The following is a 23,631-nucleotide window of genomic DNA, read 5'->3' as shown; positions in this document are numbered from 1 at the left end:
GAGTGAGCGTTCTGATAACGTAGAGGAATCCGTTCTTTATTGGCAGGGTAAGGATGATATATCGCCAAGAATGAAGGAAAATCAGGAAACACTCAAAACAGTAATCGGTCTGGGAGAGACCTTTGATGTCGTATTCAGGGAGATGACACTAGGCGGGCGTCATATCGGCTATCTGTTTCTGAATACCTTTGCCAAGGACCTGGTCATGGTTGAAGTGCTAAAGCGGCTCACCTATCTGACACCGGATGATTTGTCTACGGACGGACTGCAATCGTATTTTGAAAATTATATTCCGCATATTCAGGTGGAAAAGACGGACAAAATGTCGGTTGTCATCAATAAGGTGCTGACAGGCTATAGCGCCTTCTTTATGGAAGGTGAGCGCTTTTCGATCATTTTGGACACCCGTAATTACCCGGTACGCAATCCCGAAGAGCCGTCACTGGAGCGCGTCGTACGCGGTGCCCGTGACGGCTTTACAGAGACGATGCTGACAAATGTGGGTCTGGTTCGCCGCCGTTTGCGGGACCCCGGCCTTAAATTTGAGGCGATGCAGGTTGGGCGTCGCACCCGGACAGACGTATGCTTGGGCTACATTGATGATATCGTGGATAAAGTGATGGTGGATACCGTACGCGACAAAATTAAAAACGTCGATCTGGACGGCATCCCGCTGGCGGATAAGCAATTAGAGGAGACGATAATTAATAAAGGTTGGAATCCATATCCATTAGTACGGTATTCGGAGCGACCAGATGTCGTGGCTTCGCATATTATGGAAGGGCGAGTCGTTATTTTCGTCGATACCTCACCCAGCGTGATGATCTTGCCTACCACCTTTTTTGACCTTTGTCAGCATGCAGAAGAGAATCGGCAAACGGCTTTTATGGGGAGCTATTTGCGCTGGGTTCGCTTTATAGGAATTTTTGCCTCGATGTTTTTGCTTCCGATGTGGCTGCTTATGGTCATCAATCCCGAGCTAAAACCGGCGTTTCTCGATTTTATCGGTCCTCAAAAGGAAGCCCATCTACCGTTAATTGCCCAGTTCATCATTGTGGAGCTAGGGGTCGATCTAATGCGCATGGCGGCTGTCCATACACCGACACCGCTGGCTTCCGCGATGGGCTTGATCGCCGCCATTTTGGTCGGGGATATTGCGGTCAAAACGGGACTTTTCGTCAACGAAGTTGTGCTGTATATGGCTGTGGCTGCTATCGGGATGTTTGCAACGCCGAGCTATGAATTGGGATTGGCGAATCGGCTCATTCGGCTGTTTTTGCTGATCGCTGTGGCTATTTTCCACGTTCCGGGTTTTATTGTAGGCACGACACTGATCATTTTGATGCTGACGCTGCATCGGTCATATAACTCTTCCTATCTGTGGCCGTTCATTCCTTTTAATGCCAAGGCGATGGCTTCCATCTTGTTTCGTATGCCTGTGCTGAATGCGCCTAACCGTCCGTCATCTAACAAAACGCGGGACAATACGCGTATGCCGAACACGGATGCAAGCACGGATTCGAACTCTGGCAACAGGCAAGAACATTAATATAAATGATCTGCATAAAAATCCATTCTTCTTGATGCTTTTTTTGCTATACTGGTGTTAACATTCGATGGAATATGACTTGTTTGTTCCAGAAAGAGAGGCGCCAGAACATGTATTTGCATGGAAGCAGTAAAATTAACAGCAATGGACATTTGGAGATTGGCGGATGTGATACAACGTTTTTGAAGGAGCGTTTTGGAACACCGCTATATATTGTAGATGAACAGTTAGTACGCCAGCGTTGCCGGGAGTTTATAGAAGCTTTTCGTGAAACCGGCTTGAAGTTTCAAGTCGCTTATGCAAGCAAAGCATTTTGCGTAATGGCGATGTGTGCTTTGGCTGCAGAAGAAGGGATGTCGCTCGACGTCGTTTCCAGTGGAGAGCTGTTCACCGCGATGCAAGCTGGATTTCCGGCAGAGCGAATCCATTTTCACGGCAACAACAAAACACCGGAAGAAATTGAAATGGCGCTAGATGCGCAAATTGGTTGCTTCGTGGTCGACAGCGAGATGGAGCTGCATTTGCTTCAGGCCCTTGCCTCCGAGCGGAAACAGCAGGTAAATATTTTATTGCGGGTTACACCGGGGGTTGAAGCACATACGCACGAATATATGGCCACAGGCCAAGAGGATTCAAAGTTCGGTTTTGACATTGCGAACGGTACAGCACGCCATGCGGTGGAGCAGGCTATCAGGCTAGATCATCTGAACCTGCTGGGGGTACATTCCCATATCGGATCGCAAATTTTTGAAGTGAACGGCTTCCAAATGGCTGCCGAACGGGTTGCCGCTTTTTGCAGAGAAATCAAGGAACAGCTTCAGTTTTCTTTCAAGGTTATTAATCTAGGTGGGGGATTTGGCATTCGTTACACAGAAGAGGATACACCACTGAAAATTTCCACTTATGTGCAGGCTATCGGCGAAGCGGTAAAAACTCATTTTTCCGGGCTGTATGACGAGCTTCCTGAAATCTGGATTGAACCGGGACGGAGCATTGTAGGCGATTCCGGCACAACCTTATACACGGTAGGAAGTATCAAGGATATTCCGCAGGTACGGAAATACGTCTCGGTGGACGGTGGAATGACGGATAATCCCCGTCCAGCGCTATATCAGGCGAAGTATGAAGCCATGCTGGCTAACCGGGCGCACGATGCGAACGAGGAGACGGTATCCATTGCGGGCAAATGCTGTGAAAGCGGCGATATGCTCATTTGGGATGTGGAGCTGCCGCGTCCGACCAACGGGGATTTGCTCGCTGTTGCTTCAACCGGAGCCTACAATTATTCTATGGCGAGTAATTATAACCGGATACGCCGACCAGCGGTTGTATTTGTAAACAATGGTGAGGCCGAGCTGGTGGTGCGCCGGGAAAGCTATGAGGATATCGTTCGGAATGATGTCGTGCCACAGCGCCTAGTTCGTGACCAAGCCGGTTCATCGGTTCATCCCAATGCCAAGATAACGGTTTCTTCCTGATTTTGATAAGCGTGACGAAGTAGACCATTTAGCCGGAAGTGATATACCGGGGATAATGGTCTCTTTTTTGGACAAGGCTTTGCTAAGAGCGGCAATTCATAGTAAACTGGAACTTGATGCTATTTAGCTTTCAAAACAGGTTGAAAAGGAGCTACAAACAATGAAAAAAGGTAGAATAGATCTTGAAAATGGCGGTATCGTCGAAATTGATTTTTTTCCAGAAGAAGCGCCAAACACGGTTGCTAACTTTGAAAAGCTGGCAAACAGCGGCTACTACAACGGCTTGAGCTTTCACCGTGTAATTCCAGGCTTTGTTGCCCAAGGTGGTTGTCCTAATGGAACAGGCACAGGCGGCCCTGGCTACACAATCGACTGCGAAACAGCTACGAACACAACGAAGCATGCCAAGGGCGTTCTGTCCATGGCGCATGCAGGCCGTAACACAGGCGGAAGCCAGTTCTTTATCTGTTACGCTCCACAGCCGCATTTGGATGGAGTACATACTGTATTTGGTCAAGTGACCAAAGGTATGGAATTCATTGATGCTGTAAAACAAGGCGACAAAATGAAAGAGGTTAAAGTATTTGACGCGTAGTATACCGTTAAATGCATGATCTTTTTGTATAATGTTACACCTAAGCCGTTCTGTCTTTGGACAGAGCGGCTTTTTGTTGTCTTTTGTTTGACGGTTTGCTGATTTTCGCGTACATGCGGGTCTTGAAGTGAATAAAATCACATTCGAAAAGTAAGTGTTGTGATAGCCTTTTCATTAGAATGCATTTTCCATTTTTAGTTATGAGTTTTACAGCACAGTAATGGTTGCAAAAGAAGGGGGCTCATCACTTTGTCTATATTAACACGCACAAATCGACTTGGATTTTTTGAAATCCGGCTGGAATCCATTGGTGGACTCGGCGCTAATCTGGCTGGAAAAATGCTGGCCGAAACGGGTGTGCTTGGTCTGGGGCTAAATGCTTCCAATTTCTCGTCCTACGGTTCGGAAAAAAAGGGAACCCCGGTCAAAAGCTTTGTACGCTTTTGTGATCCCGGGGTCGATATCCGTGATCACAGTCCGATCGAGCAACCGCATGTGGTAGGTATTTTTCATGAAACATTGTACAAAACGGTCAATGTCATCAGCGGGCTTCCAGCGGATGGGATCGTTGTGGTCAATTCCACGCGTCCGGCAGAGGAAATACGTGCTGATTTGGGGCTGGTATCCGGTACGCTGGCGGTAGTGGATGCGATGGGAATCGCACTGGAGGAGCGGACCAAGCTGAACACGTCCATGTTGGGTGCGCTGTTCCGTGTCTGTGATTTTTTAGATCCGGAGGCGATGAGATCGGTCATTCGCAGTACATTTGAGAAGAAAAATCCACAACTGGTGGAGCCTAATTTGCGTACGTTTAACCGGGGCTTTGAGGAAATGGAACTGCACGTATATCCAGTTACAAACGATGCCCAGGATCACATTTTTGAACGGCCGCAGCCTTTGCTGGGCTATGAAACACAACCCTCGGGAGGTATTATAGCCACGCAGGGAAACAGCATGACGAGAGATGTCAGCGGTTCACGTCAGGGCTTTGTGCCTGAATATGAAGCTGATAAATGTACACATTGTGCCAAGTGTGATTCGATTTGCCCGGATTACTGTTTTGTATGGGAAGAGCAGGCGGACAAACGGGGAAGAATGCTGCCATTTTTGCAAGGGATTGATTACCAGTATTGCAAAGGATGCTTGAAATGCGTAGATATTTGCCCGTCGGGGGCATTAAGCTCGCGTCGTGAGCAATGGGGATGGGCGGAGCAGCATCGGATTGCCCATCAATTTCCGGTATATGAAGGAGGCCGTGTGTAATGGCGAAACTGGAGGAGGAGCTCAAGCAGACAGGCGCCGCACAGGTGACAACGTTCGAATCCGGCAATGAAATGGCGGCTACGGCGGCTGCGCAGATCAATTATCATATGATGGGATATTTTCCGATCACACCCTCGACCGAGGTGGCGCAATATCTGGATCAGATGAGAACGAGAGGTCAGCATGACATTAAGCTGGTCGCAGCAGACGGTGAGCATGGATCGGCAGGGATATGCTATGGTGCTGCCGCAGCGGGAGCGAGGGTTGTGAATGCAACAAGTTCGCAAGGCTTCCTGTATATGCTGGAGCAGTTGCCTGTGCAGTCAGGCACTCGTTTTCCTATGGTTATGAATCTGGTGACCCGGGCTATCAGTGGCCCGCTGGATATCCGTGGGGATCACTCAGACTTGTATTATGGTTTGAATACAGGCTGGGTGATTTTGACCGCAAGTACGCCGCAGGCTGTGTATGATATGAACATCATGGCGCTGAAAATCGCAGAGCACAGCGATGTTAGACTGCCTGTGATGGTCGCTTATGACGGTTTTTACACGTCCCATCAGAAGCGTAAGGTGCAATATTTTGCTGATGCAGAGACGGTGCGTGGTTTTGTGGGGCCAAATCCGAATCTGAATTATCCGAATATTTCCGATTTTGACCATCCGGTTACTGTCGGGGCGCATATGAATGGCGATGACCTGACGAATAATCATGCTCAGTTATCCGAGGCGTTAAAGCGGTCAGAAGGAGTATATGAGCAGGTAGCCGCAGAATATGCCGCATTATCCGGGCGGGAATATCCGATTTTGGATCTCTATCATATGGAGGATGCCGAGGTTGCAATATTCCTGTTGAATTCAGCGGCTGAATCGGCCAAGGATGTAGCCGATCAGCTCCGCGCGCGTGGCATTAAGGCCGGTGTGATTCGTCCGAATATCATTCGACCGTTTCCGGCCGCGCAGCTGCGTGAGACATTGCGCCATGTCAAGGCGCTGCTGGTGGGTGAACGTGCGGATTCGTACGGCGCCGATGGCGGTAATTTGACGCACGAAATCAAGGCGGCCTTGCAGGAGGACCCGCTGAACCGGACACTTGTATTGTGCCGCATCTTTGGCTTGGGCGGCAAGGATTTTTATGCGGAAGACGCTGAGGCGTTCTTCCAGCTTGCGATTGAGGCGGCGGAAGCCGGACGGACCGAGAAGCCATTTGATTATTACGGGCTTAATCCGGGGTCCCCGGACAAGGTCATGCCGCAGGTTATGCAGCCGCCACGGGGAGATGCGTACCGTACGGGTCTGATTCAGGTTACGCCGGATGAGGCGACCGGGAAGCTCAAGGTCAAGGTGCCGCCGCTGCGCTCGCTGACGACCAAGCCACGCCGTCTCACGCCGGGTCATGGGGCATGTCCAGGCTGTGGAGCGCTGTCTGCGCTGGAGCTGTTTTTCAAAGGCATCGAAGGCGATATCGTCGTGCTGTTCCAAACAGGCTGCGTATACGTGGTGACGACAGGTTATCCGTATACATCACACAAGCAGCCTATGATTCATAATCTTTTTCAAAATGGGGCTGCTACACTCTCTGGAGCGCTGGAGGCTTACATGGAGATGAAGCGCCGCAATGAGATTGAGATGGCAGATGACCCGACCTTTATAATGATCAGTGGTGACGGCGGGATGGATATTGGCATGGGGTCGGCTATCGGGGCTGCACTGCGTAATCATAAGCTGATCATGCTGGAATATGATAATGAGGGCTACATGAATACAGGCTCGCAGCAATCGTACTCGACTCCGGTAGGTCACATGACAAGCACATCAGGCGTAGGGAAAATGCAAAAAGGCAAGCAGGGTCACCACAAGGATACGGTGCAAATTATGGCTGCCTGCAATATTCCATATGCCTTCACGGCAGCGGAAAGCCATCCGCAGGATATGCTGCGTAAAGCGGCCAAGGCACAATGGTATGCCAATAACGTGGGAACGGCCTATGGTAAAATCCTGTGCGCCTGTCCACTGAACTGGAAATCCGAGGATAGACTGGGTACCAGCATTGTGGGTGCAGCTGTGGAGTCTTGCTTTTTCCCGCTGTACGAGATTGAGCAAGGCAGTACGACGATTACGTACAATCCGGAGGACAAGGGAAAACGGATTCCAGCCGCAGAATGGCTCAAATTAATGGGCAAAACAAAACATCTTCTCAAGGAGGAAGCCACGCTGGCTACCTTTGAGCAGGAGATTGAACGCCGCTGGAGTATCCTGAAAAAGAAACATGAAATTTCGGAGCTATAATCCAATTTTTTTGCATAATAAAATTTGAACATTGTTATAAGATATTGCGGCACCGGTACGATCAAGATTCTTTGCGCTTGTTGCGCGAAGAATCTTTTTTGTCGTTTATGGGATGAAGCATAAAAAATCAGGTAATGATTTCCGATATAGGAGTGAAGGCCTACGTGAAAAATATTGAATTAGAGCTTTCTCTGAATTTTAAGATGCAATGAGGTGCAGGTATGATTAAGCTGAATACAGTTGAAATAATCGAAATTATAAAGAAGCAAATTCCCAAGGTCATGAATATCACGCCAGTGGAACTGAAATTTACGTATGACTTTGGACGGACATCGCTGGCAGCGACGGATCACAAATTCACGCTGACGAACCAGCATTATTCCGCCAAGGTGATGGATTGTGTGCTGGAAACGCAGGTGCGTCCGATATTAATGTGTGAAATTATTTATTTTCTAAAATGTGAGTTTATTGACGGGCATGTTGAGGTACGGTTGGATTATGACGCATGCTCTGAAGGAGGTCACGGACCCACGGCTTCAGCGGTTATTACCTTTGACCATGCTACACAGCTCGGCCTGGAAGAACTGGCTGATCTGATTGATCTGGCGCTTCATATGAATGATAAAACCTGGTTTGAGGAGCTTTCCAGCCAATATGTTAAAACAAAAGCAGGAGCTTCTATCCGATAACTTGCTTTTTTTAGAAGTCGGTGCTAATATACGTAACAAGTTTAATGCTAATTCAATTAAATAAGAGCAAGATCCTTCGGGGCGGGGCGCAATTCCCCACCGGCGGTGATGACGTGTCTGTACATAGCTTCTGCGATGAACAGCGCGGCTTAGTCCGTGACCCGGATGCTGAACGATCAGCAGACGGTGGACCTGGTGCAATTCCGGGACCGACAGTATAGTCTGGATGGGAGAAGGATACGAAGCGCATGTGCATGACGTGACATGTGCCGATTTTTAGCATACGTAATGGTACGTACGGCTTATTTCGTTGCAGATAGCATACGGAAGATTGCTTGTTCTTCAAGCTTTTTTCGGAGACGCTTCTGAGCGTATTTGGTCGTATGCACATTCATGCTTTCTATTGGCAAGCTTGTTATTCATGTGGTCTCAGGATGTATATGGACTGCGCTTGCATACTGCAAATTCGACTCTCATCACCCCCATGACGGATATGATCCGGACTGGGGGTTTTTTGCGCTTACCCTGATGAATCAGGAATAAACTGAACTTTAGATGGAAAGGAGTGAAGGCATGTTTACCGGATTGGTCGAGGAGGTGGGACGGATTCAGCAGATTTCCAGAAGCGGAGAAGCGATGGTGCTGGGCATTACAGGTGCTGTGGTATTGGGCGATTTGAAAATAGGAGACAGTGTTTCCGTGAATGGTGTTTGTCTGACCGCAACACAGGTGGGTACTAAGGATTTTAAGGTAGACGTGATGCCGCAAACCTTTCGCAGCAGCAATTTGAAGGAGCTGAAATCCGGTAGCCAGGTCAATTTGGAACGGGCTATGGTGGCGAACGGCAGGTTCGGAGGGCATATCGTACAAGGACATGTGGATGGAACGGGCACGATTCGTCGGGTGACCTCAGACCAGAATGCGGTTGTGTATGAAGTTGCTCCTACTGATCAGGCAATATTCAAATATATTCTTCTCAAAGGCTCGATTACTCTCGACGGTATCAGCCTTACGGTTGCCCAGCGCACGGGAGATACCTTTGCCGTATCTATCATCCCCCATACTTTATCCGAGACGGCCTTGCAGGCCAAACGTGAGGGAGACTCCGTCAATATTGAATGCGACATCTTAGGCAAATATGTGGAGCAGCTTTTGAACTACGGAAAATTAGCAGTGACGGAGGGAACAGAGAAAGCTCCTATGAGTCTGGATTATTTGACGAAGCACGGCTTTGCCTGATGCCACAAGAAATAAGGAGGAAAGCGTAATGGAAAGCGGGAGTAGAGAGAGCCATTCAAACATAGTGGCTGACGTCGTGGAGTATGGTGTGTTGGAGCAGGAAATGGAAATTCGTCTGGATTCCATTGAAGAAGCGCTGGAGGAACTAAAGAACGGTAAAGTCGTGATCGTGGTGGATGATGAGCAACGGGAAAACGAAGGCGATTTTATCGCTCTGGCTGAAAAGGCGTCCCCCGAGGTCATTAATTTCATGATTACCGAAGGCCGCGGGTTGGTCTGTGTGCCGATTACAGGGCAAAGAGCCGAGGCACTGGAATTGCAGCCGATGGTGGAGCAAAATACAGATTTCCACGGCACAGCCTTTACCGTGTCGGTGGATCACATAGAGACGACAACGGGGATTTCAGCAGCCGAGCGTTCATTGACCGTGCGTGCGCTGACCGACGAAACAGCCACAGGAAGTGATTTCCGCAAGCCAGGTCACATGTTTCCGCTGATCGCCCACGATGGGGGTGTTTTGCAGCGTGCGGGTCATACCGAGGCGGCTGTTGATCTGGCCCGGCTCTGCGGCTCCAAACCCGCCGGGGTCATTTGCGAAATTATAAAGGAAGATGGGTCCATGGCTCGGGTACCTGATTTGGCAGTGATCGCCAAGCGTCATCATTTGAAGCTGATCAGTATTCAGGATTTGATTGATTATCGTCGTCGTATGTCATTGTAAGTACAGTTTTGCAACTCATTATTTTAAAAAAGAGAGGTTGATTCATATGGCACGTTTTCTGGAAGGTAATCTCGTATCGGATGGTTTGAAGTATGGTATTGTAGTGGGCCGGTTTAATGAGTTTATTACGAGTAAGCTGTTAAGCGGTGCAATCGACGCACTTCAGCGGCATGGAGCGGAGGAAGATGAGATTGATGTGGCCTGGGTGCCAGGCGCTTTTGAAATTTCACTAATTGCTCAAAAAATGGCTGCAAGCGGTAAATACGATGCTGTTATTACGCTGGGTACGGTGATCCGTGGTTCTACCTCGCATTATGATATCGTCTGCAATGAAGTGGCCAAGGGTGTGGCGGCAAGCAGTCTGAAAACAGGTGTGCCTGTTATTTTCGGTGTAGTGACGACGGAAAACATAGAACAGGCTATTGAGCGTGCAGGTACGAAGGCTGGTAATAAAGGCTGGGATTCAGCCCTGGCTGCGATTGAGATGGCGAATCTGGGCAAGCAGTTTTAATTTTGTGAACATCTGATTGGAACGGCATAACTATAGCCGGAAAATGGGATTGGATTGTTAAGCAAGGCGATGACGTATATACTACAGAAAGAGGGATTGATAAAGTCGAGCATACGTGCTAACGGGGAAAGGTATTGTTGAATGATGATTGGAGCAAGGCAGGGGGAAGCATATTGACAGTCGTAAATTACAAGCTGGAAACATTCGAGGGTCCGCTGGATCTGCTGTTGCATCTGATTGATAAGGCCGAGATCGATATTCAGGATATCCCTATTAGTGATATTACCGATCAGTATATGGCTTTTTTGCACAGTATGCAGGAGCTGGAACTGGACATTACGAGCGAGTTTCTGGTAATGGCGGCGACGCTCTTATCCATTAAGAGTAAATTGCTGCTTCCCAAGCCACCTGTAATGGAATATGACGATTTGGATTTTTATGAAGAAGAGGATTATGATCCACGGGATGAACTGGTTCGCAAGCTGGTGGAGTATCGTAAATATAAAGGGATTGCCCGCCATCTGAGCGAACGTGAATGGGAACGAAGTCTGATCTATGGCAAGGAACCGGAGGATCTGAGCGCATTCCTGCCCACCGAACCTGCCAATCCCGTGCACGGGCTGCATGCAAGCGATTTGGTCGCGGCTTTTCAGCGTGCACTGAGAAAAGCAGAACGACGTACGACGGTAACCCGTATTCACCGAGATGAGATTTCGGTCAAGGACCGTATTCGGCAGGTTATCGGGGCGTTGGAGCTGGTGGGAACGGGGGGACGGCTTTTATTCTCCAAGCTGATGCATGAGGATATGTATAGGCATGAAGTGGTAGTCACCTTTTTGGCTATCCTCGAACTGATGAAAATGAAACAGATTTTCTGCTATCAGGAGAAACTTTTCGATGATATTGTAATGGAGTGGAGAGGGGATTTACGGGTTAATGGATTATCTGAAGCTGAAATCAATTATTGAGGGACTGCTGTTTCTCGCGGGAGAGGAAGGGTTGTCCGCCAAGCAGATCGCCGACATTGTAGAGCAGCAGCAAGAGCTGGTTGAAAAGGGTCTGGAGGATATGAAGCAGGACATGGAGCAGGGAGGAAGAGGTCTGCAAATTGTCCGTATCGCCGGTCACTATCAGTTGGCAACCTTATCCGAACATGCACCTTATTTTGAAAAGCTCGCCTACTCTCCGGCACGTGCCTCGCTGTCGCAAGCAGCTTTGGAGACACTTGCCATTGTGGCCTATCGCCAGCCCATTACAAGAATTGAAATCGAAGATATTCGCGGTGTCAAATCTGAGCGGGCCATACATACTCTGGTCAACAAGGAGCTTATTGAGGAAAAAGGTCGGGCTGAGGCTATAGGACGGCCGATTTTGTATGGTACGACGAAGTCATTTCTGGATTATTTTGGTCTGGGTTCTTTAGTGGATTTGCCGCAGCCTGAGCTGTTTGAGGACTCGGAACATTTGGAGGAAGAGACACAATTGTTGTTCGAACGTTTGGAGAGCAGTCAGCCGGATATGAATAATACGGAATCTTGATGCCTGACAGAAGCCTTTTATACGGGTTCCTCCTCATTGTTACAGGTTCGAAATTTAGTAAACAGCCAGTCCTCGCGTAATGGGAGCTGGCTGTTTAGCATTTCAGGATGCATGTTTTCCGGGCGAAGGGCCATACTATTTTTGCCATGGTATATCCATGGAGAAAAAAGGCAGGGAGGACTCGCCAGTGTGGAAATGGATCGGTATCGCCATCATCGTCGTTTTGTTACTTGTGCTGGCTGTTCTGCTCTCCCGTATCCGATTGAAGCTGGATATTGCCAAGCATGATACTGATGACCGGGCGCATCTGGAGATCAGATTTCTGTACGGGTGGATTAAAATAAATTATGACATTCCGGCTATTCTGCTGGCTGGTTTGCAAAAAGGGCTTCTCTATCGACTCGATCGCAACAAAAACATACATAAAACCGACGCCACCATTGACAGCGGCACCATCGATAAAGAGAAAATTAAGCGATTTATACACGACGTTCGGATACTGCTGAAAGGAACGAGGTCCTTCCAACGATGGATACGTCATACACTAGCCCATGTGACAATGTCGAAAATGGAATGGTCCACCAATATCAGTCTTGCTGACGCTGCTTATACAGCTACCTCTACCGGGATACTGTGGGGGCTGAAAACGTCACTGATCGGTTTTGCCTCCAGCTTTGTGCGAATGAACTGCACACCTAAGCTGTTTGTCGTGCCTTATTGGGTGGATCGCCTGCGTTTTACTACCACTTTGACCTGTGAGGCAAGTATTTCACTGGGTTATGTCGTTTATTCGATGCTCATGCTGGCTTACCGCATATGGCGCGTACCAGGCGGTGCAGAGGCGTGGAAACGGGTATTCTCCAAGCAACCAATAAAGCATGAGGAATAATGAGCCATACATATTTCCTTGAACCCTGCGCACAATAGCGTAAGAAAAGGCAGTCTACGCTTGAACAAAGCAGAGGAGGAATAATCATGTCAGATCACCCGATTCAAGGGCTCATGCAAACCGCCATGGAGAACATCAAAGCCATGGTGGACGTGAATACGATTGTGGGGGACGCGGTGGAAACACCCGATGGTTCCGTTATTTTGCCGATTAGTAAGGTGGGATTTGGCTTCGCAGCCGGGGGCAGCGATTTTAATGTAGATGAAGAGGCGCTTCATACATCCTCGTCGTCAGGTGCTCACAGCGGCAAGGAAGGACATCCTTTTGGTGGCGGTAGCGGTGGCGGGGTATCCATTCATCCAATCGCTTTTTTGGTTGTTGGCAAACAAGGTGCACAAATCGTTCCGCTGGATAATCAGACTCATCTGATTGAAAAATTGATCGACTCTACACCATACCTGATTGATAAAGTCCAATCTATCTTCCGGAATGCCGACGTGGATATGCATACTCCGCCTCCACAGGTCCCGGTAGATGTTAACACAGATCACAATCACACTGGCCCAGCTTCTTTGTAACGGTATGGAGTAGGATTTTTAGCACAGGAGGGTGTTCCAAAGTCAGCTATTGGCTAAGGAACACCCTCTTTTTTTACATATACCTAACCATAGTACTTTTATGCACGGATATACTGTCTTCCACCAATGCTCGCATGTATACGGGGAGGGTGCTCTTGTGAAGGGCTCAGCGCAAGTTCTTCTTCCCGGTTTCCTTCAGGGGCAAACTGCGACAGATAGGCAAAATCGGGGTAGATCACTTCATTTGTCAAATAAGCAGAAGTGGTGGCCCCCGGTCGTCGATGACGATTGAGGGAGTCAATGATGCCTTCCGCTGTGCGAATGCCGATGCCGTGACCATAAAACGAGTCTTCCCTTAGCTTGACAACATTTTCTCCTTTCCACTCCGGCGTTTCGGGTGATACATCAGGATTATTGAAATACAGAATATCGCCAGGAACAGCCTTGTGACTCCCTTGCTCCTGTATGAGTTTGAGATCACTGTCATAGTGCCAATCATACAGCAGCATATCGGCAAAAATCCGATTAAATTCACTTTCCAGAATGGAATCCAGCACTCCTTTGTAGAGCACAATGACCATAGCTGTCGCACACTCAAAGGCATATTTATGTCCATTCTCAAAAATATCCCTGATCCCCTGCGCCGGAGTGATACCTGCTTTGAGCTGAAATCCGCCTTTTTCCGTCAAATTCCAAAATTGCTCGTTACAGCGTGCGGTATCAAAGGTGGCAAAGGATACACCGCTTTGATTCAAAGCTTCCGCTGCCTCGACAATTCGGCTTCTTAAGGTCGTTTCAAACTGTTGCCGCTGCATGTGGGTACCTCCATTCATTCATCAAGTTTAGTAACTATTATATATATGTCATCTGGAGTGCAAATTGCCTGATTTCTTTCAAAAAGTAAGCGGAAGAAATGAGCGGTACACCATTAATTCTGGAGGGATTTTCTGCTATAAAGGTGGACATACTTTGAACAGCTTGGACATAGAATGGTACAAGACTTGTTCAAAACCGGAGGAATCCAAATGTTTAAAAGAAAGCCAACAATCCAAACGGTCCACAGCCAGCTTTCGCCCAAGACATGTACATTTGTGTTGCCGCTGGCACTGCTGCTCGTCCTGACATTGCCGCTCACATTAATGAATCCGCAGCCTGTTCGGGGGGCAGTAAAGAAGGAGGAAGTTCCACCTGTTTTTACAACACATGCACAGGCTTCCTCTCTTATTGATGTCACTTCAGGAAGAATCATATATTCCGCCGAGGGTGACCGAGAGCTGCGAATTGCCAGTTTGACCAAAATCATGACCGCGATCGTAGCCATCGAACATGGACGCTTGCAGGATCCGGTAAAGGTGAGTCCGACGGCTTTTGCCAAAGAGGGTTCCTCGCTTTTTCTACAAAAGGGTGAACAAATGACACTGGAAAATATGCTGTACGGCTTGATGCTCCGTTCCGGTAACGATGCGGCTTCCGCCATTGCTGAGCATGTGGGAGGGACGGAAGAGGGATTTGTTCATTTGATGAATGAGAAGGCGGTTGAGCTTGGACTAAGCCATTCCCACTTTGCTAATCCGCATGGACTGGATGCCGAGGGTCACTATTCCTCTGCTAATGATTTGGCCCGACTTACCGCTTATGCGCTGCATAATCCGACCTTTGCCCGCATTGTGAAGACGGAGTTAAAAAAAGCGCCTAATCCGAATGAATCATGGGATTATTCATGGCATAACAAGAATAAGATGCTAAGGCTCTATGAGGGGGCTGATGGTGTAAAAACGGGTTTTACGAAAAAAGCGTTTCGCTGTCTGGTTAGTTCTGCTACAAGGGACGGTCGTCAGCTTGCCGCTGTTACCTTAAATGATGGAGACGATTGGAACGACCATGCCCGCATGCTCGACTACGGATTCCAATATTATCCACTTGTTCCGATTACGGACAAGCAACAACCGATTGACGGTTATCCGCTCTTGACTGGCACAAGCTTCGCTTATCCTTTGCATGATGGGGAGAAGGCGCAGCTGCACAAAAGACTGGTCCTGTATAAAAAGGCCAACTCTAACAGAGCTGACGCATCCTTTGGTTTGCGGGGACGTGTCGAGTTCCTGCTGGAAGGCAAGCTTATTGGCTCCGTACCTGTGTATGAAAAAGGTAGCAAGCTACCCAATCCAAGCACAGTACAACCACAACAGGAAATGCCGACTCCACAAGCTTCCGCAAGCGGCGGCAACCAAGAGCGCACCTGGGCGAGCGGATGGAGCGCAATTTTAAGAAATCTGTTTGGAGCATAGGGGTTAGTTTACATTCATCGGTGAAAGGGAGGGACCGGCCTTGATTCATCTCATATGGGTAGCTCTGATTTGTATTGGATTTGTGTTTGCCGCCGCGCAAGGGAATATTGAAGTGGTGACCAAGGCGGCATTTGATGGGGCGGCTACGGGCGTCACGGTATGCTTTGGACTAATTAGTGTGCTTGTGTTCTGGATGGGTATGATGAAGCTGGCGGAGGATGGCGGGCTTTTACAGAAAATATCCAAACTGCTCGCCCCGCTAGTAGCTTTTCTGTTTCCTGATGTTCCGCGTAATCATCCGGCTATGGGGTATATCTTGTCTAATATGAGCGCTAATCTGCTCGGCTTGGGCAATGCAGCAACTCCGATGGGCATTAAGGCGATGCAAGAGCTGCAATCTCTGAATCCCGACAAGCAGACCGCTACACCCGCTATGTGTACGCTGCTCGCTTTGAACACGGCCAGCATTACGCTTATTCCAACCACGCTGATCGCGATCCGGCTCAATTATCATTCCGCCAATCCGACGGAAATTGTCGGGACGACGCTGGTGGCGACTGCGATAGCCACCTTTGCCGCAATTGCTGCGGATCGCTGGTACCGTAGTCGGGAGCTGCGTCGGCCTCCAGCCAGTCCGCCATCGACATCAACATTTCCGCCACAAAAGACACAGGGACCACAGACTACGCCAGTATCTGCGTCCTCTCCCGCTACGCCGCCCGTTTCACGATCAGGACTGACGGCTGCCAAGGGAAGGAACATCACCTGGAAAGGATGAGGGCGGCATGCTCTATTTCATTAACCTCGTATCGACTTGGGCCATTCCTGCTATTCTTGCCTTTATTCCTTTATATGCCTATGCCAAAAAGGTACCCGTCTACGATTCCTTTGTCGATGGAGCTAAAGATGGCTTCTCCACGGCCATCGGCATCATTCCTCATCTCGTGGGCATGATGGTGGCTATCAGCATTTTTCGAGCGTCCGGCGCTCTGGATTATTTGATATCCTGGGTAACGCCATGGATCAAAAGCTGGGGCGTACCCGGCGAGGTACTGCCATTAGGACTGCTACGCCCGTTGACGGGCACCGGCTCGCTTGCCTTTACGACGGATCTGATCCGCACGTATGGCCCGGATTCCATGATCGGTCGTATTGCTTCCACGATTCAGGGCAGCACAGACACGACACTCTATGTGCTGACTGTATATTTTGGCGCGGTAGGTATCCGAAATGGACGTTATGCCTTGAAAGTGGGACTGTTTTCAGACGTAGTTGGTTTTGTGGCGGCGATTGCGATTTGCCTGCTTGTCTTTTGATTCCTGCATTGATTTGTGAACGGGGCTTGTGATTTTGTTCATGGATGGGTATCATTAGCATGAGGTGAATTAGCGAACATGGAAAGATTGCAGAAAATACTGGCCCAGGCTGGTGTAGCTTCCCGACGTAAATGTGAGGAGCTTATTCAGGCGGGCAGCGTGGAAGTGAACGGGGTTACCGTAACAGAGCTGGGAACGAAGGCAGACCCTGATCAGGATATAATTACGGTAAAGGGTAGACCGATCAAAACCGAGAAAAAAATCTATTTAATGATGAACAAGCCTAAAGGCGTGATTACGAGTGCTTCCGATCCGGAAGGCCGTAAAGTCGTGTCCGACTATCTGAAAGGCGTTAAAGAACGCGTATATCCGGTAGGTCGTCTTGATTACGATACGGAGGGGCTGTTGTTGCTCACCAATGACGGCGAGTTCGCCAATTTGCTTACCCATCCGAAGCATCATGTGCCCAAGACGTATGTAGCGACAGTCAAAGGCGTTCCGCACGGAACCGAGCTGGACAAGCTGAAAAAAGGGATCGTGCTGGAGGATGGTATTACCGCACCCGCTGAGGTAGAATACAAGGATGTGGACCCAAACGGCAAGGAGTCTGTAATTCAGATTACCATTTATGAAGGCAGAAACCGTCAGGTCAGACGGATGTTTGAGGCCATTTCCCATCCGGTCATCAAGCTTAAGCGGATTGCCTTCGGCGATCTTTTGCTGCAAAATCTGAAGCGCGGGCTGACAAGATCTCTCACCAAGGACGAAATTAACCGTCTCATTCAACTTGCCAAGTCAGACAACACGAAAAAGAAACGGACAGGACGGGGGTCATAACCCCGGCCTTTTTGGTGTAAAGAGAGCTGAATGAACAGAGCAAGGTTTGACCGGGCACGGGAAAATAGTAAAATAGAGAGAATGCTTTTTTTAGCGAAGGGGCTGGGAATATGTCAGAACAAAGCAACCGTATATTAATTGTAGATGATGAAGAACGCATTCGCCGGCTTCTGCGGATGTACCTGGAAAAAGAAGGATATGAAATTGATGAAGCTGAGGATGGCGAAATTGCACTCCATAAAGCCACTGCAAACGATTACAGCATTATTCTGCTCGATGTGATGTTACCGGGCATGGATGGAATTGAAGTTTGCACACGTCTGCGTCAAACCAAAGCTACACCTGTGATCATGCTGACTGCCAAAGGCGAGGAAGTGAACCGCGTACAGGGCTTTGAGGTCGGGGCAGATGACTATGTGGTCAAGCCCTTTAGCCCGCGAGAGGTTATTTATCGGGTAAAGGCAATTTTGCGCCGTTCGTCAGAAACTGCCTTTTTGACCAAGGAGACGGTGCCAAGCAACAGCATTGTTTTTCCGAATCTTATTATTGAGCATGATGCGCATCGCGTAAGCGCAGGTGGGATTGAAATCAGTCTCACGCCTAAAGAGTATGAGCTGCTGCACTATTTGGCTGTATCGCCGGACAAGGTATTTTCGCGCGAAGAACTGTTAAAAGATGTGTGGAATTATGAATTTTTTGGTGATCTGCGCACGGTGGATACACACGTCAAACGGCTTCGTGAAAAGCTGAACAAAGTATCACCGGAGGCAGCGGCTATGATTACAACGGTTTGGGGTGTCGGCTACAAGCTGGAGGTACCAAAATAACGTGAGCTTCTGGAAATCGCTGGTAGGCAAGCTGTGGATCACCATCATTTGTCTGGTAGGCTGTGTGCTTATTTTTCTGGGTCTATTTTTGTTGCCGTACATCAACAGGAATTTCGCGGCGCATGAATCGACGGAAATAAAGCACTTGTTCATCTATGCATGCATTGTCGGCTTTTTACTGACGACTTTTTTTGCTTTGTTTCTTTTTACTAAAATCACGCAGCCTATGCAGCTGTTGATTCAGGCGGCGAATGCGATCCGTGAGGGAAGGTATGATACGCGGCTTACGCTGGTAACGAGTGACGAGATTGGCGAACTGGCGAAAACATTTAATCATATGTCTACCGAGCTGGAAGCAACGATCCGCAGTCTGAATGAGGAGAAGAATCATCTGTCCAGCGTGCTGAGAAGTATGTCTGATGCTGTAATGACCTTTGACAGAAGCGGACAAGTCATTTTGACGAATCCGCCTGCGCAAAGTTTGTTGGATAGCTGGAAAAAACTGGAGTGGCAAGAGCATGATCAGGAGGAATTCGGAGTGTCTGTACCTGGGCCATTGCTGCCGTTGTTCCACACTGTTATGGATAGAGGAGATGACGGTGGGGACTATATTCATGTAAAACAGGGCTCCTGGTCGGTACAGATGGCGCCGTTGTACACGGATAATGTAATTCGTGGCGCTGTCGCTGTTCTCAGAGACATCACGGAGGAAGTCAAGCTGGAGAAGATGCGGAGTGACTTTGTTGCTAATGTGTCCCATGAAATCCGTACACCGCTTTCCATGATGCAGGGCTATAGCGAGGCCTTGCTTGATGGAATGGCTGGCTCACCAGAAGAATCCGAGGAATTGGTACGGGTCATTCATGATGAATCGTTGCGTATGGGAAGATTGGTCAAGGATCTGCTTGATCTGGCCAGAATGGAGGCAGGTCATACAGACATGCACCGTCAGGAAGTGGATGTGAATGAATTGATCGAGCGTGTTCACCGTAAATTTACGGTGCGCTCTAAGGAACAGGGGCTGACGCTCGATTATCATGAGCAAGGTCAGCATCTACTGCTGCCTGAAGCAGATGAAGACCGATTGGAGCAGGTGCTGACCAACTTGTTAGATAATGCGTTCAGGCATACGCCCGGCGGAAATAGTGTTACCATTAGTGCCGATCGGATTCTGGGAGAACGGCATGAGCTGATCCGCATTCGGATTAAGGATGAGGGTGTGGGTATTGCCAGTGAGGACCTGCCTTATATTTTTGACCGCTTTTACAAGGCAGACAAGGCCAGAGTAAGAGCCGTGGACAAAGGAACCGGTCTGGGGCTTGCTATTGTTAAAAATATTGTGGAGGCTCACGGAGGATCTGTCTCCGCTGCCAGCGTATTGGGGGAAGGAACGGAGTTCACTATTTTGCTGCCGATCTCAAAAAAACAAAGTCGGGCTTTGTAACAGTTTGTAAGCCAAGTGCAGAATATACCCCGGTTCGCAGGCATCCTCGGAAGAGGGTGCTTTTTGTTGAAAAATCAACATTTATCTTGTTCAACGTGGAACATTCAGCTTCCAGAACAGGTACATCTAATGCTGGTTACGGATATATAACAAAAGACGCCCGGTTCGCCGGGCGCCTCTCTTATAAAAGCAAAGCATGTTCATATGTTCTGCTGCTGATCATTAATCGAGTACCACTTCTTGAGCGGTATTCAGTTCCGGCAAGCCAACCAATTGGATCAGCACGTCTTTAGGAACGGCTTTATCAACGGTCAGAATCATGATGGCTTCACCACCGACAATTTTACGTCCTACCTGCATGGAGGCGATATTCACGCCGTTCTCCCCAAGCAGAGTGCCGACACGGCCGATAATGCCGGGTTTGTCATTGTGGGAGATGAGCAGGAAATGCGCTTCTGGTGCCACGTCTACCGGGAACTGGTTCAACCGGACGATACGTTCGCCATAACCTGCGAGCAGGGTACCTGCTACACGTTGCTCCTCTCCGCTTTGAGTTTTGAGCGTGACGGTGATCAGGTTGGTAAAGCCCTTGGTAGCCGGAGCCTGAGAGACGACAAGATGGATGTCACGTGTTTTGGCAAGGTGGACAGAGTTCACAATGTTAACATCGCTGCCCAGATGGCGACTAAGCACACCTTTCAAGATATAACGTGTCAGCGGCTGTGTATCTACAGAAGACAGATCACCTGCGTAATCCACCTGGATTTCACGTACAGCCTGATTCGTCACTTGAGCGGCAAAGCTGCCTAGCTTCTCGCCAAGCGAGAAATAAGGCTGCAATTGCGTCATCACGTTAGATGGTACCGGAGGCATATTGACGGCATTTTTGAACGGCTCATCACGCAAAATGTGCAGCACCTGCTCGGAAACGTCGATTGCTACATTCTCCTGAGCTTCTACTGTGGATGCTCCTAGATGCGGAGTAACGATAATTTTCGGATGGCTCAGGAAAGGGTGATCCTGTGCTGGCGGCTCTGATTCGAATACGTCAAAGGCTGCGCCGGCAACGATGCTTTCATCAATGGCTTCAACGAGAGCCAATTCATCGATAACTCCGCCCCGGGCACAGTTGATGATACGCATCCCTTTTTTCATCACTTCAAACTGCGGACGGGCAATCATATGCTTCGTTTCCGGTGTTAACGGAGTGTGTACCGTCATGAAATCCGCGTTGCGGATAATTTCGTCCACACTTGCCAGCTTGATGCCCAACTTCTCAGCGCGTTCTTCCGTCAGAAACGGATCATAGCCGAGAATGCTCATGCCGAAGGCTTTGGCACGTTTGGCCACCTCGCTGCCTATGCGCCCCATACCGAGTACGCCAAGCGTTTTGTTGCGCAGCTCAACTCCGAGAAATGTTTTACGATCCCATGTACCTCCGATGGTTTTGGCATACGCCTGTGGAATATGACGCGCCAGAGCCATCATCATGGCAAAAGTATGCTCACATGTCGTAATCGTGTTGCCGTCAGGGGCGTTAATGACGATGATTCCTCGTTGTGTTGCTGCTTCTAGATCGATATTGTCCACTCCAACGCCGGCGCGTCCGACAACCTTGAGGTTCTTTCCTGCTGTCATGATGCGTTCTGTTACCTTGGTTTGGCTACGAACGAGCAGTGCATCATAGTCACCAATAATTTGAACCAACTCGTCTTCGCTGAGACCTGTGTTCTTGTCCACTGTGACATCGTCTGCATCCATCAGTTGCTGGATGCCCAGGTCACTGATCGGATCGGATACTAACACTTTAAACATTTGGTTTCCTCCTCAAAGTTAACTTCTTTTATGGACAGGATGTACTTCAACTGAAATACATTCCATAAAGAACGTAGATAAACTTGAATTGCTTCTGAAAAGCAGAAGATCGCGGACAGCACTAACGTGATAACGCATTGACGCAGAAAAGGAATAAAATAGCATTAGGCACCAAGTTGACGGTTAAAAAGGTCATATGCAGAACCGCTTTGCGGTTTGCAGGCATCAAAAAAACTCCCGAATCACATACTATCTCCATAGTAAGGGACGAGAGTTTATCGTGGTACCACCCTAATTCGCAGCCGTTTCGCAACGGACTGCCTTCAGCGGTCATAAATATGACCGAAAGGATAACGGTTTTCTGCCGATTGCATCTAATGCCGGGAAATCATCCCAAGGCTTCGGTGCAATAACTCAGGAGCGCTGAAAGTAATTACTCCGTCACCGGCTTTCACCCAAGCACCGGCTCTCTGAAAACGAAATCAATACTTTTTCTCCATCAATGTTGTTGTCGATAATAATTTTTTCATAATGTATCATGGCTTACATGGACATGTCAATAGGACATGTGATATGCGTAGACACCGGGTTAGATAAATAGCGATAGAAAGCAGAATAATAAGTTTTAAGACTTCTTGAATCCGTTCGACTTTTTGGCTATGATGCTTAAGAAGACTATGCAGAGGACTAACTACTATGAAAAAGCTTAAAATGAAATGGAAAAGAGCGCAAATTCATGAATTGAATGACCGCTTGCTGCTTTACAATTTGTATCTAACCCAGGGACTGACCCTGTTGGTCGGCGCAATCTGGATTATTTTTCAGAAAAGAAATGTGCTGGAGCTGTTTGCCTGGCCGAGCAGTTTGCATGTTTTGTGGTGGGGTTTGGGACTGGCTGCGGCTATGCTGCTGGTGGACCTGCTCCTGTCTCGGATTATGCCCGAGGATGCTATGGATGACGGGGGCATTAACCAGATGCTGTTTCAAAACCGCCCCATCTGGCATATTGTATGTATAGCTGCCATCGTTTCGATCTGTGAGGAACTACTGTTCAGAGGAGCGATTCAGTACAGCTTTGGGCCTTACTGGACAAGTATCTTGTTTGCGGTCATCCACATCCGTTATTTGCGGCATTGGATTCCAACAGGCTGGGTTTTTCTGAGTAGTTACGGCTTGGGCTACATATACGTGCAGACTGGTAGCCTGTGGGCGCCGATTATTTGTCATTTTGTGATTGACCTCATATCCGGTTTGGCGCTACGTTTTCGGAGGTATGAAGCATGAATCAGGAACTTAGCAGAGTGCATACTTACGGCACCCGCCGAAATGGACGCAAAGGCAAGGAAGATAACAGTCCAAAACCGGTTCGCTCCCGTGCTTCACGGCCCGCACCGGAATTGGCTCACGTTGCTGCTGCACCGGAAGTTGCTGTGACGATGGAAGATGATGCTCCTGTCAGTGAGTACCGGACACGGGCAGAAATGTTTCCGTCCCGCCGTATCCGGGTGAGCAAGTGGTTTTTAAATTTTTTGAGCACACTTTTTGTGCTGATTACAGCAGCATTGCTGTGGTGGGGCATCAAAGGGGCACCGCCCATTAGTAAAATGCTTTGGTAATTACAAACCCGTGTGATCGCTTGTGTGAGAGTTATTTATAGGATCAAGCATTGCGAATGGTATACTAAAAGAGCCTCTTTACCCGCTTATAAGACTTGCGGGTAAAGAGGCTCTTTTGCCATTGTTTAGGAACGGTATATAGAAATATA

The 23,631-nt window shown here is 48.6% G+C and carries 23 protein-coding genes, 1 riboswitch and 1 other annotated feature; of the genes, 21 read left to right on the top strand and 2 right to left on the bottom strand.

Annotation, left to right across the window (positions count from 1 at the left end; translation table 11 throughout):
* The 13 genes from C1I60_RS21295 to ytfJ all read left to right on the top strand — a co-directional run.
* Positions 1–1,549: spore germination protein (locus tag C1I60_RS21295; RefSeq protein WP_137063877.1), on the top strand; the 1,549-nt coding region annotated here is incomplete at its 5' end.
* A 110-nt stretch (positions 1,550–1,659) separates the two neighbouring features.
* Entirely contained in the window at positions 1,660–3,027 is a 1,368-nt protein-coding gene (lysA, locus tag C1I60_RS21290) for a diaminopimelate decarboxylase (protein ID WP_137063507.1), read from the top strand.
* Between the two features lie 160 nt (positions 3,028–3,187).
* Positions 3,188–3,622: a peptidylprolyl isomerase gene (locus C1I60_RS21285; RefSeq protein WP_014282150.1), complete on the top strand. Its 435-nt coding sequence runs from the start codon at positions 3,188–3,190 to the stop codon at positions 3,620–3,622.
* Between the two features lie 249 nt (positions 3,623–3,871).
* Complete coding sequence (locus C1I60_RS21280) at positions 3,872–4,885, top strand: 2-oxoacid:acceptor oxidoreductase family protein (protein ID WP_137063506.1); 1,014 nt, start codon at positions 3,872–3,874, stop codon at positions 4,883–4,885.
* Positions 4,885–7,173 carry a thiamine pyrophosphate-dependent enzyme gene (locus C1I60_RS21275; protein WP_137063505.1) on the top strand — a complete coding sequence of 763 codons (2,289 nt, stop codon included), beginning with the start codon at positions 4,885–4,887 and terminating at the stop codon, positions 7,171–7,173. The genes C1I60_RS21280 and C1I60_RS21275 overlap by 1 nt, the downstream gene beginning before the upstream one ends.
* A 221-nt stretch (positions 7,174–7,394) precedes the next feature.
* Positions 7,395–7,862, top strand: coding sequence for an IDEAL domain-containing protein (locus C1I60_RS21270; RefSeq protein WP_137063504.1), 468 nt, complete (start codon positions 7,395–7,397; stop codon positions 7,860–7,862).
* A gap of 68 nt (positions 7,863–7,930) precedes the next feature.
* Positions 7,931–8,104: riboswitch (FMN riboswitch) on the top strand.
* Between the two features lie 331 nt (positions 8,105–8,435).
* Positions 8,436–9,101 (top strand): riboflavin synthase, encoded by a 666-nt coding sequence (gene ribE, locus C1I60_RS21265; RefSeq protein ID WP_137063503.1) that lies wholly within the window; start codon positions 8,436–8,438, stop codon positions 9,099–9,101.
* 28 nt (positions 9,102–9,129) lie between these two features.
* Positions 9,130–9,822: a 3,4-dihydroxy-2-butanone-4-phosphate synthase gene (gene ribB, locus C1I60_RS21260; RefSeq protein ID WP_137063502.1), complete on the top strand. Its 693-nt coding sequence runs from the start codon at positions 9,130–9,132 to the stop codon at positions 9,820–9,822.
* A 46-nt stretch (positions 9,823–9,868) separates the two neighbouring features.
* Positions 9,869–10,333 (top strand): 6,7-dimethyl-8-ribityllumazine synthase, encoded by a 465-nt coding sequence (gene ribH, locus C1I60_RS21255; RefSeq protein ID WP_137063501.1) that lies wholly within the window; start codon positions 9,869–9,871, stop codon positions 10,331–10,333.
* 173 nt (positions 10,334–10,506) lie between these two features.
* Entirely contained in the window at positions 10,507–11,301 is a 795-nt protein-coding gene (locus C1I60_RS21250; protein ID WP_137063500.1) for a segregation and condensation protein A, read from the top strand.
* Positions 11,270–11,872 (top strand): SMC-Scp complex subunit ScpB, encoded by a 603-nt coding sequence (gene scpB, locus C1I60_RS21245; protein ID WP_137063499.1) that lies wholly within the window; start codon positions 11,270–11,272, stop codon positions 11,870–11,872. The genes C1I60_RS21250 and scpB overlap by 32 nt, the downstream gene beginning before the upstream one ends.
* 187 nt (positions 11,873–12,059) lie before the next feature.
* Positions 12,060–12,761 carry a DUF2953 domain-containing protein gene (locus C1I60_RS21240; RefSeq protein ID WP_137063498.1) on the top strand — a complete coding sequence of 234 codons (702 nt, stop codon included), beginning with the start codon at positions 12,060–12,062 and terminating at the stop codon, positions 12,759–12,761.
* 86 nt (positions 12,762–12,847) lie between these two features.
* Positions 12,848–13,339 carry a GerW family sporulation protein gene (gene ytfJ / locus C1I60_RS21235; protein WP_137063497.1) on the top strand — a complete coding sequence of 164 codons (492 nt, stop codon included), beginning with the start codon at positions 12,848–12,850 and terminating at the stop codon, positions 13,337–13,339.
* Positions 13,340–13,437: 98 nt separating this feature from the next.
* On the opposite strand, the gene C1I60_RS21230 is transcribed toward ytfJ, so the two are convergent.
* Positions 13,438–14,154, bottom strand: coding sequence for a protein-glutamine gamma-glutamyltransferase (locus C1I60_RS21230; protein ID WP_137063496.1), 717 nt, complete (start codon positions 14,152–14,154; stop codon positions 13,438–13,440).
* 210 nt (positions 14,155–14,364) lie between these two features.
* On the opposite strand from C1I60_RS21230, the gene C1I60_RS21225 reads away from it, so the two are divergent.
* The 6 genes from C1I60_RS21225 to C1I60_RS21200 all read left to right on the top strand — a co-directional run bounded on the left by C1I60_RS21225 (position 14,365) and on the right by C1I60_RS21200 (position 20,051).
* Complete coding sequence (locus C1I60_RS21225) at positions 14,365–15,627, top strand: D-alanyl-D-alanine carboxypeptidase family protein (RefSeq protein ID WP_137063495.1); 1,263 nt, start codon at positions 14,365–14,367, stop codon at positions 15,625–15,627.
* A gap of 40 nt (positions 15,628–15,667) precedes the next feature.
* Entirely contained in the window at positions 15,668–16,405 is a 738-nt protein-coding gene (locus tag C1I60_RS21220; protein WP_137063494.1) for a nucleoside recognition domain-containing protein, read from the top strand.
* Between the two features lie 7 nt (positions 16,406–16,412).
* Positions 16,413–16,943: a spore maturation protein gene (locus C1I60_RS21215; protein WP_137063493.1), complete on the top strand. Its 531-nt coding sequence runs from the start codon at positions 16,413–16,415 to the stop codon at positions 16,941–16,943.
* Positions 16,944–17,021: 78 nt separating this feature from the next.
* Positions 17,022–17,780 (top strand): pseudouridine synthase, encoded by a 759-nt coding sequence (locus C1I60_RS21210; RefSeq protein ID WP_137063492.1) that lies wholly within the window; start codon positions 17,022–17,024, stop codon positions 17,778–17,780.
* A 110-nt stretch (positions 17,781–17,890) separates the two neighbouring features.
* The gene (locus C1I60_RS21205; protein WP_137063491.1) at positions 17,891–18,607 is read left to right on the top strand and encodes a response regulator transcription factor; all 717 of its coding nucleotides are present in this window, start codon (positions 17,891–17,893) and stop codon (positions 18,605–18,607) included.
* Between the two features lies 1 nt (position 18,608).
* Positions 18,609–20,051 carry an ATP-binding protein gene (locus C1I60_RS21200; protein WP_137063490.1) on the top strand — a complete coding sequence of 481 codons (1,443 nt, stop codon included), beginning with the start codon at positions 18,609–18,611 and terminating at the stop codon, positions 20,049–20,051.
* Between the two features lie 222 nt (positions 20,052–20,273).
* On the opposite strand, the gene serA is transcribed toward C1I60_RS21200, so the two are convergent.
* The gene (serA, locus tag C1I60_RS21195) at positions 20,274–21,866 is read right to left on the bottom strand and encodes a phosphoglycerate dehydrogenase (RefSeq protein ID WP_137063489.1); all 1,593 of its coding nucleotides are present in this window, start codon (positions 21,864–21,866) and stop codon (positions 20,274–20,276) included.
* A 260-nt stretch (positions 21,867–22,126) separates the two neighbouring features.
* Positions 22,127–22,378 (bottom strand) — a binding site (T-box leader).
* A gap of 184 nt (positions 22,379–22,562) precedes the next feature.
* Here serA and C1I60_RS21190 point away from each other — a divergent pair.
* The gene (locus C1I60_RS21190) at positions 22,563–23,150 is read left to right on the top strand and encodes a type II CAAX endopeptidase family protein (RefSeq protein ID WP_137063488.1); all 588 of its coding nucleotides are present in this window, start codon (positions 22,563–22,565) and stop codon (positions 23,148–23,150) included.
* Positions 23,147–23,482: a hypothetical protein gene (locus tag C1I60_RS21185; RefSeq protein ID WP_137063487.1), complete on the top strand. Its 336-nt coding sequence runs from the start codon at positions 23,147–23,149 to the stop codon at positions 23,480–23,482. The genes C1I60_RS21190 and C1I60_RS21185 overlap by 4 nt, the downstream gene beginning before the upstream one ends.
* Positions 23,483–23,631 lie beyond the last annotated feature (149 nt).

This window comes from Paenibacillus terrae, from assembly GCF_005217525.1.
GTDB classification, from domain to species: Bacteria; Bacillota; Bacilli; order Paenibacillales; family Paenibacillaceae; genus Paenibacillus; species Paenibacillus terrae_C.
This window is presented reverse-complemented; position numbering and strand designations above follow the sequence as displayed.

What these genes read in the sequence shown, in the direction of transcription:
- C1I60_RS21225 (WP_137063495.1), top strand. Translation starts at nt 14,365, where the DNA reads ATGTTTAAAAGAAAGCCAACAATCCAAACGGTCCACAGCCAGCTTTCG.
- C1I60_RS21210 (WP_137063492.1), top strand. Translation starts at nt 17,022, where the DNA reads ATGGAAAGATTGCAGAAAATACTGGCCCAGGCTGGTGTAGCTTCCCGA.
- ytfJ (WP_137063497.1), top strand. Translation starts at nt 12,848, where the DNA reads ATGTCAGATCACCCGATTCAAGGGCTCATGCAAACCGCCATGGAGAAC.
- ribH (WP_137063501.1), top strand. Translation starts at nt 9,869, where the DNA reads ATGGCACGTTTTCTGGAAGGTAATCTCGTATCGGATGGTTTGAAGTAT.
- C1I60_RS21270 (WP_137063504.1), top strand. Translation starts at nt 7,395, where the DNA reads ATGATTAAGCTGAATACAGTTGAAATAATCGAAATTATAAAGAAGCAA.
- ribB (WP_137063502.1), top strand. Translation starts at nt 9,130, where the DNA reads ATGGAAAGCGGGAGTAGAGAGAGCCATTCAAACATAGTGGCTGACGTC.
- C1I60_RS21215 (WP_137063493.1), top strand. Translation starts at nt 16,413, where the DNA reads ATGCTCTATTTCATTAACCTCGTATCGACTTGGGCCATTCCTGCTATT.
- lysA (WP_137063507.1), top strand. Translation starts at nt 1,660, where the DNA reads ATGTATTTGCATGGAAGCAGTAAAATTAACAGCAATGGACATTTGGAG.
- C1I60_RS21190 (WP_137063488.1), top strand. Translation starts at nt 22,563, where the DNA reads ATGAAAAAGCTTAAAATGAAATGGAAAAGAGCGCAAATTCATGAATTG.
- C1I60_RS21275 (WP_137063505.1), top strand. Translation starts at nt 4,885, where the DNA reads ATGGCGAAACTGGAGGAGGAGCTCAAGCAGACAGGCGCCGCACAGGTG.
- C1I60_RS21185 (WP_137063487.1), top strand. Translation starts at nt 23,147, where the DNA reads ATGAATCAGGAACTTAGCAGAGTGCATACTTACGGCACCCGCCGAAAT.
- ribE (WP_137063503.1), top strand. Translation starts at nt 8,436, where the DNA reads ATGTTTACCGGATTGGTCGAGGAGGTGGGACGGATTCAGCAGATTTCC.
- C1I60_RS21205 (WP_137063491.1), top strand. Translation starts at nt 17,891, where the DNA reads ATGTCAGAACAAAGCAACCGTATATTAATTGTAGATGATGAAGAACGC.
- C1I60_RS21285 (WP_014282150.1), top strand. Translation starts at nt 3,188, where the DNA reads ATGAAAAAAGGTAGAATAGATCTTGAAAATGGCGGTATCGTCGAAATT.
- serA (WP_137063489.1), bottom strand. Translation starts at nt 21,866, where the DNA reads ATGTTTAAAGTGTTAGTATCCGATCCGATCAGTGACCTGGGCATCCAG.
- scpB (WP_137063499.1), top strand. Translation starts at nt 11,270, where the DNA reads ATGGATTATCTGAAGCTGAAATCAATTATTGAGGGACTGCTGTTTCTC.
- C1I60_RS21230 (WP_137063496.1), bottom strand. Translation starts at nt 14,154, where the DNA reads ATGCAGCGGCAACAGTTTGAAACGACCTTAAGAAGCCGAATTGTCGAG.